Below are 13980 nucleotides of genomic sequence, written 5' to 3'. Positions count from 1 at the left end.
GAAATAGTGGAAATACTTTAAAAAATAACTAACAAGAGCCTCTAATCCTTACAGTATTTCATTTAGTATTTAGGGACTATAAGACTTATACCTAGGATGAGGAATGGAAACCTCCCCGTTCCCTGTCAACTCTAATTCATATCAACTTACCACTTACTCATGTCAAAATTTATCAAAAATTTGTGAAAGAGTATTATATTGATATAAAATAGATAGATAGGTTGGGTCTATCTAACCGTCTGTTTATTCTATATTAGAGATAAATATTCCACCAGCTTAATACATCACAGAAATGGCAGGGAGTGAATGGGATGCTAACTAGTCGGATGATGCTGATTCTAAAAGAGCTAATGTCTGCTAAATCCCCAATAACGAGTAATGATTTAGCTAATCGTATTCAAGTAACATCGAGAACGATACGGAATGATATAAAGGAACTTAATGAAATCATATTACAGAATGGTGGGTGCATTAAGTCAACTAGAGGAATTGGATATGAACTAGAAATTCAAAGTAGTAAAACATTCAAGTTGTTTTTGCAAGAAATATTCCAAAACTCTGCAGTTTCAACAAGTAAATCACCGAATTCCCATGAAGAGCGTGTTAATTATATTGTTAGAAAACTCCTACTAGTGAATAGCTATATTAAATTAGAAGAAATTGCGGATGAACTATATATAAGCAAATCTACACTGAAAAATGATCTAGTAGAGGTAAGGAAGAGATTAAAAAGTTTTAAACTTGAAATAGAGAGTAAACCATATTATGGAATTAAAGTAAAAGGTAAAGAAATGAATTTACGGTTCTGCTTATCGGAATATCTATTTAATCGGAAAGAAATTTGGGTAGATATGCAAAATCAGCTGGATTTCATCTGTTCAAAAGAAGAAATCAATAAAATTAAAACGATTATTTTGGAAGAAGCGAAAACAAATGAAATTGAGATGTCTGATATTACGCTAAATAATTTAAGTATTCATTTCGCTATTGCTTGTAAACGGATAAAAGATAAAAATTATGTACTGCTTGCACCTAAAGATTTTGAAGGGATATACAACCAAAGAGAATACGACGTAGCTAAACAAATAGTAACGAAAATTGAAATTGCTTTGAATGTGTCCTTTCCAGAAACGGAAATAGCGTATATAGCCATTCATCTGTTAGGAACCAATAAAATAGCAAATACAAATTTAAATAAACAAGAGTTTGAATCATTTGTTAATAATACTTTAAAAGATATAATAAACGAAATCCTAATAAAAATTGATAACCGATTGAATTTACGCCTACAAGATGATGAGGAACTCTTCATTGCGTTAGGATTCCATTTAAAGCCTGCAATAAACCGCCTGCGATATGGAATGAATGTACGAAATCCAATGCTTGACGAAATGAAAACAAAATATCCCCTTGCATTTGATGCCGCCATTTTAGCAAGTAAAGTTTTAAGAGAAAGATTAGGAATTGAAATGGATGAGGATGAAATTGGATATATTGCACTGCATATCAGTGTAGCTATGTATAGGCAAAAAATGAATCAATGCGTTAAACGCTGCATCATCGTTTGTGCATCTGGTATGGGGAGCGCCATGTTACTAAAGTACAAACTGCAATCCATTTATTTTAACAGAATCGTAGTTGTGGATACCATCGATTATTATCGTTTAAATGAAACCTCCTTACAAAATATAGATTTTATTCTTACAACGATTCCTATTGAAATAGGATTGTCAGTTCCGATTATATATGTAAATACAATATTAGGGACAGAAGATATTGGCAAAATAGAGGATTATTTACAAAATCGGACCGAAAATAAAATTGACTATGTGAAAGAGGATCTTATTTTTCTTCAAAAGGACTTACAGACAAAAGAAGAGGTAATCAAGTTTCTAGTAAATGAGATAAAGGCAGCTGGATATGTAGATGGATCGTTTGGTGATTCTGTTTTGGAAAGAGAGCGACTGTCGCCAACCAGTTTTGGAAATTTAGTCGCCATTCCTCATCCAATGACACCTCTTACAAGTGAGACCCTCTGGGCGCTCTGTACGTTGAAAAGGCCCATTGATTGGGGTGGTAACCGGGTGCAATTTGTTTGTTTATTAAGTTTAGGAGAAAATAAAACACCTGATTTGCAGCGGATGTATGAATATTTAATTGAAATTGTTGAAAACGAACAAAAGGTAAAACAGCTCATATGTTGTAAAGAAAAAGAGGGATTTATTGAGGTATTAAACGCAACGTATTAGAGGCGTTGAAACCATTGATACGAAATCCAATTGGGAAAGAAAGAATAAAAACGAAATGCCTTCTAAAGAAAACATGCTGTTATATTAGCCGCGTATAAAATATTTAATTATTTTTATAGAGTTATAGGTAAGTGAAATCCTTACTTATAACTTTTATTTATTTTACCGCTGTTTTAAAACATATTAATTTGGTACAACGTTTTCCGTTAGCTTAAGGAAAAAGTATGGATTCAAGTGAAAACGCTTTCATGATAAGGTACATGTATAAGCAGGGAAGAAATAAATGAAATGATTAGAATCAGTTCATTAGACTGCTTTAAGTCAGACGGAAAATCAACTAAATTAATTAATCTAAATGTAGATCTTATCCAATCCATCCAAGGAGGGCATATGATGAGTGTAGAAGAAATTAGCTTCCAAATTATTTTGTATGGCGGGAATGCTCGAACTCTAGCAATGGAAGCAATGAAACATGCAAAAGCTAGTGAGTTCGAGTTAGCTGAACAAAAAATCGAAGAAGCAAACGAAGAAATGAGCAAAGCGCATCGGTACCAGACAGACCTTATTCAGGGGGAAATTCGTGGGGAAGAAGTAGAACTTCGTTTATTACTCATCCACGCACAGGATCATTTAATGAACGCAATTACAGTGATTGATTTAGCTCAAGAAGTAATTGAACTTCATAAAAAAATTAATTTATCGAAAGGGGATTATTATGTCAAATCATAAATTAAAGGTAGCTACTATTGGCGGTGGTTCAAGTTATACACCGGAATTAATTGAAGGTTTTATAAAACGGTACGATGAATTTCCACTTACAGAATTGTGGTTAGTTGATATCGAAGAAGGAAAAGAAAAACTTGAAATTGTGGGGAATCTTGCCAAACGAATGATTAATAACGCTGGTCTTCCGATTGATGTTCATTTAACACTAGATCGTAAAGCTGCATTAAAGGATGCTGACTTTGTAACTACCCAATTCCGTGTTGGTCGTCTTGAAGCGCGAGCTAAAGACGAACGTATCCCAATTAAATACGGAGTTCTTGGTCAAGAAACAAATGGACCTGGTGGATTATTTAAAGGGTTGCGTACCATTCCAGTCATTCTAGATATTTGTAAAGATATAGAGGAACTTTGTCCAGATGCATGGTTAATTAACTTTACAAATCCAGCAGGAATGGTCACAGAAGCTGTTCTTCGCTACTCTAACATTGATAAAGTAATCGGTTTATGTAATGTTCCTATTGGAATGGAGATGGGAATTGCTAAATTACTAGATGTTGAACATTCTCGGGTACGGATTGACTTTGCAGGCTTAAACCATATGGTCTATGGATTAGATGTATATGTTGATGGTGTTAGTGTCAAAAAAGAGGTTATTGAGAAATTATCCGATCCTAAGAATAGTAGTTTTGTTAAAAATATAGATGGTATGGGTTGGGAGCCTGAATTCATCCAAGCATTAAGTGCGCTTACATGTCCATATCATATGTATTACTACAAATCAAATGAAATGTTGGAAAAGGCAATTAAGAGCGCTGAAGAAGAAGGTACACGTGCAGAAGTCGTTCAAAGATTAGAAGAAGAATTATTCGAATTATATAAAGACGAAAATTTAAACATTAAACCCCCACAATTGGAGGAACGTGGAGGAGCATATTACTCCGATGCAGCTGTTCGTTTGATTACTTCCATTTATACAGATAAGCGTGATATACAGCCGGTTAACACAATGAACCGTGGTGCAATCGCAAGCATTCCAGCAGATTCAGCTGTTGAAGTGAGTAGTATTATTACAAAGGATGGTCCAGTACCTCTAGCGGTGGGTGATATTCCAGTAGCAACACGAGGATTAGTTCAACAAATTAAATCCTTCGAGCGGATATCAGCGGAAGCAGCTGTAACAGGGGATTATAATAAAGCTGTACTTGCTTTAGCGATTAATCCACTCACACCATCTGACACGATTGCTAAAAAAATTGTGGCTGAGATGATGGAGGCACATAAAGAATATCTGCCACAATTTTTTCAAACCGAAACAGTAAAATAATATAAACATATGAATCTGGGGATACGGTCCCTGGATTTATAGAAGTAAAATTGCTGAAACTTAAAGGAGTGAATAGAAAAGTTTTAACTAATTCGTAGAATATGTTAAAGCCCATTCACAGGTCTTTCAATCTAAATCTAAAAAGTATAAATATAATGGGGGAATTAAAATGAAAAAAGTACTAATTATTTGTGCAGGTGGTATGTCATCTTCATTAATGGCAAAAAAGACGACAGAGTACTTAAAAAACAAAGGAAATGATATTGAAATAGAGGCAACCGGTGCAACTGAAGGAAATAAAAAGATTGAAAAAGGTGACTTTGATTTGTTTTTGATAAGTCCTCAAACAAAAATGTATTATCAAAAGTTTAAAGAAGCTGGTGATCGTGTAGGAAAACCTGTTACGAATATCCCGCCACAAGCATACGTTCCTATTCCTATGGGCATTGAAAAATTAGGAGATGTTATTTTAAAAGAACTTCCAGATCAATGATTTTCAGAACTATGCATCATAAAGAAAGCACATTGAAATGTGGTTAGTTACCCAAATAAAATGGCTTCTTCACTGTATAAAATAAACGATACCTGCTGGTTTTATATTTTTACTATCAAATTATTTATAGCAGTGAAGAGCCTGGTAAGTAAATGAGGGATTTATATATGGGAAAAAATGAAGTGTCAATGATAGAGCAAAACAGAAAAAAGTTAAGCATTAAATCGATGTATTTTAACCGATATTTACTTGTAAGGTATGTTTCTGCTTTGTTCTTTTTTACGAATGTATACTGGCTACTTTCACTGTTAATGAGCGATTCATCATTGTATTTTATCCCATTAGTGTTAATTATCGTATTGTTATTCAGTGTTGTAGAGCAAGTAAAATTGTTCAGCAAGCATACGAATAATGCTAAATATACAAATTATAGTTTTAAAATTTTGCTTTTTACAAATGTTGCTCTAATACTACCGACTTGCTTTTCTTCGTCATTCACTCAATTATATCCTTTTCTCTTAAATCAAGAGAAGTCTAAGGTATTAGTCTTAATAATTTTGGCTATTGGGATATTGCTAAGTGCATTAATCCTCTACCGATTGTACCGGATTAAACATGATGAGGACAAACATTATGAACGTATTAAGCAGTATGAAGAAGCTATTAATTAATATTAGAAGAGAGGTATTTCTATGGAGTCAGAAAACAGCAAAGTATTTGCTTTCCTGGAAAAGTATCTAATGGGTCCCATGGGTAAAATAGCATCCTTACGAATTGTACGTGCAATCATGGCTGCAGGGATGGCTTCTATTCCATTTGTGATTGTAGGTTCGATGTTTTTAGTGTTAAACGTGTTACCACAGACACTTACATTTTTAGAAGGCTTTTTCGATAACACTTTCTTTAGAATTAGTGATTTGTATATGTTAGCAAATAAAGCAACGATGGGAATATTAGCAATCTATTTTGGTCTTGTTATTGGTTATGAGTATACAAAAATATATGCTGAAGAAGAAGAATTAAATCTAAGTCCTTTAAACGGTGCTTTACTATCGATGTTTGCGTTTTTCATGACTATTCCTGAATTGGTATTAAATAATGGTAAGATGTCCCTCGTGCATCATGTTGATGGTGACAATATAACTGCTCATGGTTGGGAAATGGTTGCAGACGGTGTTAGTCGTTTAGGAGCTATAGGGATTTTCGCGGCAATTATTATGTCTGTTTTGGCTGTGCAATTATATCGGATGTGTGTGAAGAAAAATTGGATTGTGAAAATGCCTGAAAGTGTCCCGGAAGGCGTATCTCGTTCATTCACAGCGCTTATTCCAGCATTTCTTGTTGCCTTCGTTGTTTTAGTAATTAACGGTATTTTAATCGCATTAGGTACTGATATATTTAAAATAGTAGCGATTCCTTTTGGCTTTGTGGTTAATATCACAAATAGCTGGTTAGGTATTCTAGTTATTTACTTTATCGTCCATGCTCTTTGGATTGTGGGTATCCACGGAGCTACGATTGTTTTTGGATTCCTTACTCCTATCTTTCTTTCGAATTTGCAATCTAATATGGCTGGAGCAAACATTCCATTTGCAGGTGAATTTAACAACGCATTCGTAACTGTTGGTGGCTCGGGAGGAACTTTAGGTTTATGTATATTTATAGCGTTTTTGGCTAGATCTAAACAATTAAGAGTATTAGGTAAAGCGTCTCTTGCGCCTGGTATTTTTAATATTAATGAGCCGTTAATATTTGGACTGCCAATCGTTTATAATCCATTCTTAGCAATTCCGTTTTTCCTAGCACCAATGGTTTCAGCATCAATTGGTTACTGGGCAATTAAACTAAATATAATTGAAGCGATAATTGCACATATGCCTTGGCCTACCCCTGTAGGTATTGGTGCTTTCATTAGTACAGGTGGGGATTATATGGCTTTAATTGTTGCCTTGATTTGTGCCTTTGTAGCATTTCTCATTTGGCTTCCTTTCATTAAAATGTATGATAATAAATTAGTTAAGCAGGAACAAGGTGAGGAATCATTAATTTAAACCAAGGCATTAGAAAATTAAATAATTTTAGTTAATAAAGTAAAAATAGGATCATTATGACACCATCTTAGTAATGATCCTATTTTTAAGTCTTTACAAAAGCAAACAGCATTAGTCCTTCACTACTTTAACGCAGTGGATAGGTGAGTGCCATAAAAAATGATATGAAAGGAAAATCCTAATGAATAACAAATTACCCACAAAAATGAAAGCAGCAGTAATGCACGATCCACGGAATATTACTATGGAAACATTGCCGGTACCGACAATTGATCACGATGAAGTTTTAATTAAGGTTATAGCAGTTGGAATCTGTGGTTCAGATTTACATTATTATACCCACGGCAGAATTGGAAAATATGTCGTGGAGAAACCATTTATCCTTGGTCATGAATGTTCTGGGGAAATTGCGGCTATCGGCTCATCTGTTCAGGAATTTAAAGTCGGCGACAGAGTTGCTGTAGAACCAGGCGTAACCTGTGGCCATTGCGAAGCGTGTAAAGAAGGGCGTTACAACCTCTGTCCTGAAGTACAATTTTTAGCAACACCGCCAGTGGATGGAGCGTTTGCTCAATATATTAAAATGCGAAAAGATTTTGTGTTTGCTATCCCAGACTCTCTTTCATATGAAGAAGCAGCTATGGTTGAGCCCTTTTCTGTTGGCATTCATGCTGCAATGAGAACAAAACTACAACCTGGATCGACCGTTGCAATTATGGGAATGGGCCCAGTTGGCCTCATGGCTGTCGTGGCAGCTAAAGCATTTGGGGCAACCACAATAATCGTGACTGATTTAGAACCGTTACGACTTGAAGCTGCAAAACAACAGGGAGCTACGCATGTCATCAATGTCAAGGAACAGAACTCTGATAAGGAAATAATGCATATTACGAATGGTAAGGGAGTTGACGTTGCTTGGGAAACAGCAGGGAATCCATTAGCTCTTCAATCCGCATTATCTTCCGTTCGTCGCGGTGGGAAACTTGCAATAGTGGGATTGCCGGCTCAGAGTGAAATTCCATTGAATGTGCCATTTATCGCAGACAATGAAATCGATATTCATGGGATTTTTCGCTACGCCAATACCTATCCAAAAGGAATAAAGTTTCTAGCCTCTGGTATAGCTGATATTAAAAAACTGGTGACAGATAAGTACTCGCTAGAAGATACACAAGAAGGCATGGAACGAGCATTAAATTATAAGCATGAGTGTTTGAAAGTCATCGTTTATCCCAATAGTTAATTAATCGATGGTTTAAGGTAGAATAATACAGAAGTGTGTTTTAAAAGAAGAAGCTGGAAGTTTAAATATAAAAATGGATAATAAGCTTAACAAATTGCTTGTCACGACTAAAAAAACGGAACGTATTTCAATTTGAATACGTTCCGTTTTTTACCGTCTAATCATGATTTTCCATGTGAGAGCATAACAGAAGTTTGCGTAAAACCAGCAGAGGAATATTGATTATTTTTGTTTCATCTGTTCTTTGGCCATGTTAATCATTTCTTTAATCATATTGCCACCAATTGGCCCGCCAACTTTTCCCGCCTGTCTTGAGGTAAGTTGTCCATTATCTCTTTTTTCCAGAGGAATGCCTAGTTCTTCAGCAACCTCATATTTCACATCATCAGGGTTATTTTTATCCACGTTATAGCCATTTGCTTTCATTACACGGCCCTTGAATTGACTGAGATCTTTGTTTGCCATTTAAAACACCTCCTTATGAGATAGAGTTTCCGAAAATATAAAGAAAACCCACACCTGAAAGATAAGTGTGGTTTATTTAACGGCGTCCAGTTTTTTATCAGGAAACAACAAACTAAATACAATACCGAATATTGCTGCGATGAAAAAGGTAGTGAATCGGGATGTGATGATGGTATCTAGTGGTGTGCTAATCCAAAGCACGGTGAATACAAAGCCAGAAATAATTGTCGCGATAATACCTGTATTGGAGTAGCGTTTCCAGAAAAAGGTCATTAAAATAGCAGGCGAGAGTGTACCACCGACTCCAGACCATGCCCAGCTTACGATAAGATAAACTAAAGATTCCGATGTAAGTGCAATTCCCATTCCTATAATACCTGAGATAATGATAGTGATCTTCGATGTCCAAACTAATTGACGATCAGTTAATTTCAGCCCTAGTGATTTATGGATTATATCCTCACTCACGGAACTTGTGACAACTAACAACTGGGAATTAGCTGTCGTAATGATAGCTGCGAGAATTCCTGCCAGCAGGGCACCTGCAATCCATGGTGGCATCAGATCCATAATCATTACTGGAAGTATCGTTTCAACATCGGAGAAAGAAGCTTGGCTGTAAATCGCAATTGCTGCAAGACCAATGAGGAAAGCTCCTGTATATGCCATGATGGTCCAGATAATAGCGACGATAGTAGCCTGCTTTGCTTCTTTTTCATTTTTTAATGCCATAAATCTTGTGCTTAGCTGCGGCTGGCCACCTAAATAGCCGAAAAACCAGGAGAAATTATTGAAGAATAGGACACCAAGTGCAAATCCTGTTGCACCCCCAAACCATGAATTAAAAGAACCTCCAGATGATACAAGTGAATGGCTGATGGATAAATCATTGTTATAAATGTAGAACAGTGCAACAATCGGTAAGGCGCACAAAGTTAATAACATCATAATACTTTGAACCATATCCGTCCAAACAACTGAAATAAATCCGCCAAAAAAAGCAATGGCTATGACGACAATAGTGGAAATAATGATTCCAAGGATAGGATTCATATCAAATGAAGTCAGAAATAACTTTCCTGCCCCAGCAAACTGAGCACCGACGTAGAACATGAAGAAACTCGCAACTAGAATGGTCGCAACCCAGCGGATTAAACTGGCCTTTTCCTTAAAGTTAGATGCCAAATAATCTGGGAGTGTCAATACTTTTCGTTTATCGGTTTCTTGCATAAACCGTTTCGCTAAAAACAACCAAGAAAAAATAATACCTAAACTAATCCCGGCAGCAACCCATATCCCGGATAATCCGGTGGTAAAAACAAATCCGGTAAAGCCAAGTAACAACCATGCTGATTCACCAGTGGCGCGTTCGGAAAAAGCCAAAGCCCAGCCAGGTAGTTTTTTTCCACCTAACAAAAAATCTTCATGACTTAATTTTCCTCTGCTCGTGATGTAACCGATTCCGATAATAATGACAAAATACAAAATGAAAACGATAAGAATGGTATTGTTCACAAACATCCCCCTTTGTCATTCCTTCTGAAGAAAGGGACATAGAGTGGATACACATGGAAAATTACATTATTATCTCCCCCAATCTTAGTTTGGAGTATTATATGTTTGAGGAGAGAGAAATATGAGGGGGTTGTCTTATTAGCTTGGTCAATAGATATACCCATGCGGGCAATGTGGGGACTGGGTGGGGATTTCTAATGAGGGCAACAGATTAATTTCATTTTTTTAGTGCGATTTTTGTATTACAAATGAATTTTGGGAAATCTCCACCCTTTATACAGTGACCGGAACCATCCTTTTGATTTCCTTCATCTTTTGAAGTTTTGGTCGATTATCAAGGTATATCTAGATTTTTCGCGCAATCGTCCCCTGCTAGGTAAATGCTCTAATTGATAAACTCGTTTTAAGACAGATGGCACACCTTTAACGCCTGCTCGAAAGTTGGATAATTCCTGGTGTCGTTCTGTTCCAATCTTGGTACGTATATAATCCATTTTTTTAGGGGATTATTTATTACGAATTTAAGGAGCATGATTGAGTAGAATTTGATGAATAGGTTATATTAAAAATCGCTTACGGTTGGATATGTATTTATAAGTGCTAATTTATCGAACGTAAGTTGCTATTTGATTGAGGGATATTGATAATTAGGTATGAGAGATTCGAAGATGAAGGAATATTTAATTGAAAAAACTAAATTATCAATTTTTGGAGTGTTTTAAAGATAAAAGGGTTCCTTTCTCATTGGAGATGAAGGAGCTTCATCTGTAACTAATCGATGAGCAGAATACAGACGGGTTATTTTAACGAGTACGTTGTTTAAACATAAATAAAGAGTACTGACATTCTTTGGGGGAATCACCGAAATGACCCATTTCAAAGAAGAGAAGTACTCATTTTCTCGAGTTTAATTTATAATCTAATAATAGCATTAACACGGGTGTTCGTCAAACGTTACTAATGAGTTTATTTTTGATTTTTGAATCTGGTGTAAATGATATGTGATTATTGTAGAAATGGGTTTAATTATTTATTATATGAGTAAAAACCCCCAATATAAGATTTCAGAGATATTAAATTCAATTGATTATACTTATGAGAAGTATCTTGAAGAGTTGAAAGAAGGAAGATTAAACGTAATAGAGGTTATCAAACCTAATTATCGTTTTATTAGTTTCTAGATAAATTGTCATCTTATAGCTGTATAGCATAGAAAATCAGGGAAAAAAATCTGCTTATCAAGGTCTGTAAACTGGGCGAATTCAGTTTTCATGTCAGGAAGAATGGTTTGGAAAAGTTGCTTTGTTTTCATGCCGATTTATGAAAACAAAGCAACTTATTCAGCAGATATACTTTTAGGGTTATGATTGATAGTTCCATCAATAACAAATGGTGTATTTAATGCTTTGAATATTTGTTATAGGGTATCTACTTTAGGGCTTGTTAAGCCTGCTTCTATTCTTCCAATTGTTGATTTAGGAATACCTGCTAAATCAGCAAGATGCTGCTGGGAGATTTTATATTGGTGGCGCGTGGTTTTTATTTGTGCGGCAATTTTTCCTTCGTATTGCAGTTTTTTTTCATTAGAAAAACCTGAACGTATTTAATTTACAAAATACGTTCAGGTTTTTAACAGTCTACTCAGATTTCTTCATTTGAGAAATATCATTAAACACGCCAACATACTGTATGATTTCACCAACATTATTTTTAACGGGACTAACGGAGAGCAGCTCCTTATATAAACTGCTTCTTCTTAGGAATAGCCAACTATAAGTGAAATTTAATATGCTTATTTCAATCCCTCTAGAAAATCCAGGCTGTTTTTAATTGTTTGCGCAATCAATTTATCAGATAAGCCAATGTTATATAAATAATTAGAGAGTAATAGATTAACAATCTCTTCTAATGAAATATTTAGTTCTCCTTTATGCCTTTTAAGGGTCAGTACCCATTCAGAACCCATCATCGCATTAAAAAAGATTTCATTTTCGGCCATGCTCACTTGTAAATTATGTTCGGAGATAATCTTGTAGGACATATCAGTGAATTCTTTACTGGGTGATTTTGCTGGTCCAGCTGACTCATAAAATTCATAGAAAAATCTTGAAAAATCTTCTTTTTTATCTAAGTAATGCCAAGAGAGAATGGTGGATATGTAAATCTTTTCAATTGCATTTAAATGGCTAAAATCAATATCGATAATTTGTTGTTTTACAGAGTCAGCGATGTGTTTATAGACGTAATTTGCCAGGTTTTCTTTTGATTTAAAGTAATACGGTATCAGCCCCAAATTCGAATTTGTCTGATTAGCGATATCCCTTAGTGTGACAGCATGGTATCCATTCTCCAAAAAAATATCAATCGAGGCATTTAATATTTTTTGTGCAGTAGGATTGGATAATATTTCTTTTTCTTTCTCATCAATATATCTCTCGTAACGCATAGAAAACCCTCTTTTCGATTTTATACATGTATAAAGGAATTGTTATGTATTGCTGAATATAAATTTACTGGGATGGTAGATAGCTTAGAAGGATTGAATATCTAAACTCAGCTCAAAAGCCATTTATAATAGATAGTTGCTTTTATAATTATTATAAAGGAAAGAAAGTGAAATATCATGGGAAAAGAGAATTATACACGGTGGGAAGCAATCAAGACATCATAGAAATGCCCCCTGCTAAAAGCATTGCTTTTAGCAGGGGCAAAAGATAGCATATTTAACGGATCCATTCTCCTGACTTTATAACATGGCTTGGAATATCATACATAACGCTGATATCTTCTACAGGATCTCCATCAACAATGATTAAATCGGCTTGCTTATTTGCTTTCACTGTTCCTATTTTATCGTCTAGCATGAGTAGCTTCGCGCTATTAATTGTAGCTTGTTTTAAGATTTCCTTGTTTTCATAACCAAGAAATTCTTTTCTCATTTTAAACTCTGAACATGGATTCTTTTTATAGGAATCATAGGATACGTCCGTTCCCCAGCCGATTAGAACATCGTAATTTGCTGCATTAGAAAGAGACGCTTGTACTTGTTTTTTTAGCTGGTTTACTTTATCCCTTGCATTTTCAAATTCAGCATAATCATTGCTGTAAATCAGGTCCTGGAGAATTGCCAGAGTAGGTACAATACCTTGGTCTGTCTTTCCCTCAAGATATTTCAATGTATCATCGGAAATAAAACTAGCATGTTCAATCGTGCGCACACCTGCTTTTACACCAACGTCAATTGCTTCTGTACCGTGAGCATGCATTGCAACATGAGAACCTCTTAAACTAGCAATCTTCACCGCTTCTTTGATTTCATCTTCCTCTAAAATACGAACTCCAGGTTCACTTTCAAAAGCCATCATTGAACCACTGCCGTAAAGCTTAATGAAATCAGCACCCTTCTGGAAATTCTGACGTACAAGTCGTCGCATTTCCATTGGGCCGGTAACATACTCAAGTAGGTTTTCCATGATATCAACCCCTGGTTCATGCGGACAAAGGGTAGATCCGGAAGCTATCACTCTCGGACCTTTCACAATCCCTTCATCAACAGCATTCCGTAATGCAACGGTTGGGAAAGACTTATCATCTCCTACATCTCGAGCAGTGGTGACACCAATGTTTAGTAGATGCTGCGCATATTTCAAACAGTCAAAAGCGAAGGAGGGTCCATCCAATATTAGTATTTCTGCTTGTGTTGGGCGAACGAATGATAGGTGTACATGCATATCAATAATTCCTGGCATTACTGTTTTGCCTTGGACGTCTATTTCTTGATAATGTTCATCGTGGAATACGTTTGGTTTTGTAATTTCTTTAATCGTGTCTCCCTCAATAATGATATCCCCTGTCTCAAAATCTATATCCTCAGTTAGGAAATTGATAAATTTACAGTTTCTTAGAATAAGCAA

The 13980-nt window shown here is 35.5% G+C and carries 12 protein-coding genes; 7 read left to right on the top strand and 5 right to left on the bottom strand.

Annotation, left to right across the window (positions count from 1 at the left end; translation table 11 throughout):
* Positions 1-311: 311 nt before the first annotated feature.
* From KI343_RS13345 to KI343_RS13315, 7 genes are all read left to right on the top strand, one after another.
* Positions 312-2249, top strand: a complete 1938-nt coding sequence (locus KI343_RS13345) for a BglG family transcription antiterminator (RefSeq protein WP_212926919.1) — start codon at positions 312-314, stop codon at positions 2247-2249.
* Positions 2250-2642: 393 nt separating this feature from the next.
* Positions 2643-2978: a PTS lactose/cellobiose transporter subunit IIA gene (locus KI343_RS13340; protein ID WP_483874252.1), complete on the top strand. Its 336-nt coding sequence runs from the start codon at positions 2643-2645 to the stop codon at positions 2976-2978.
* Positions 2965-4299, top strand: a complete 1335-nt coding sequence (locus KI343_RS13335; RefSeq protein ID WP_212926918.1) for a 6-phospho-beta-glucosidase — start codon at positions 2965-2967, stop codon at positions 4297-4299. Before KI343_RS13340 ends, KI343_RS13335 begins: the two co-directional genes overlap by 14 nt.
* 169 nt (positions 4300-4468) lie before the next feature.
* Complete coding sequence (locus tag KI343_RS13330; RefSeq protein ID WP_212926917.1) at positions 4469-4792, top strand: PTS cellobiose transporter subunit IIB; 324 nt, start codon at positions 4469-4471, stop codon at positions 4790-4792.
* Between the two features lie 188 nt (positions 4793-4980).
* On the top strand, positions 4981-5463 hold the full coding sequence (locus KI343_RS13325; RefSeq protein ID WP_244856945.1) for a hypothetical protein: 483 nt from the start codon (positions 4981-4983) through the stop codon (positions 5461-5463).
* A 21-nt stretch (positions 5464-5484) separates the two neighbouring features.
* Entirely contained in the window at positions 5485-6843 is a 1359-nt protein-coding gene (celB, locus tag KI343_RS13320; protein ID WP_212926916.1) for a PTS cellobiose transporter subunit IIC, read from the top strand.
* A 181-nt stretch (positions 6844-7024) separates the two neighbouring features.
* Complete coding sequence (locus KI343_RS13315) at positions 7025-8086, top strand: NAD(P)-dependent alcohol dehydrogenase (protein WP_212926915.1); 1062 nt, start codon at positions 7025-7027, stop codon at positions 8084-8086.
* 222 nt (positions 8087-8308) lie between these two features.
* Here KI343_RS13315 and KI343_RS13310 read toward each other — a convergent pair whose 3' ends face one another.
* The 5 genes from KI343_RS13310 to KI343_RS13290 all read right to left on the bottom strand — a co-directional run bounded on the left by KI343_RS13310 (position 8309) and on the right by KI343_RS13290 (position 13980).
* Positions 8309-8551: an alpha/beta-type small acid-soluble spore protein gene (locus KI343_RS13310; protein WP_212926914.1), complete on the bottom strand. Its 243-nt coding sequence runs from the start codon at positions 8549-8551 to the stop codon at positions 8309-8311.
* A gap of 72 nt (positions 8552-8623) precedes the next feature.
* Positions 8624-10066: a sodium/proline symporter gene (locus tag KI343_RS13305; protein WP_244856935.1), complete on the bottom strand. Its 1443-nt coding sequence runs from the start codon at positions 10064-10066 to the stop codon at positions 8624-8626.
* Between the two features lie 1417 nt (positions 10067-11483).
* The gene (locus KI343_RS20180; protein WP_280530142.1) at positions 11484-11609 is read right to left on the bottom strand and encodes a helix-turn-helix domain-containing protein; all 126 of its coding nucleotides are present in this window, start codon (positions 11607-11609) and stop codon (positions 11484-11486) included.
* Positions 11610-11858: 249 nt separating this feature from the next.
* Positions 11859-12512, bottom strand: a complete 654-nt coding sequence (locus KI343_RS13295) for a TetR/AcrR family transcriptional regulator (protein ID WP_212926912.1) — start codon at positions 12510-12512, stop codon at positions 11859-11861.
* Positions 12513-12789: 277 nt separating this feature from the next.
* On the bottom strand, positions 12790-13980 hold the full coding sequence (locus KI343_RS13290) for a metal-dependent hydrolase family protein (RefSeq protein ID WP_212926911.1): 1191 nt from the start codon (positions 13978-13980) through the stop codon (positions 12790-12792).

This window comes from Oceanobacillus sp. J11TS1, from assembly GCF_018333215.1.
In the GTDB taxonomy this organism is placed as follows: domain Bacteria; phylum Bacillota; class Bacilli; order Bacillales; family Amphibacillaceae; genus Oceanobacillus.
This window is presented reverse-complemented; position numbering and strand designations above follow the sequence as displayed.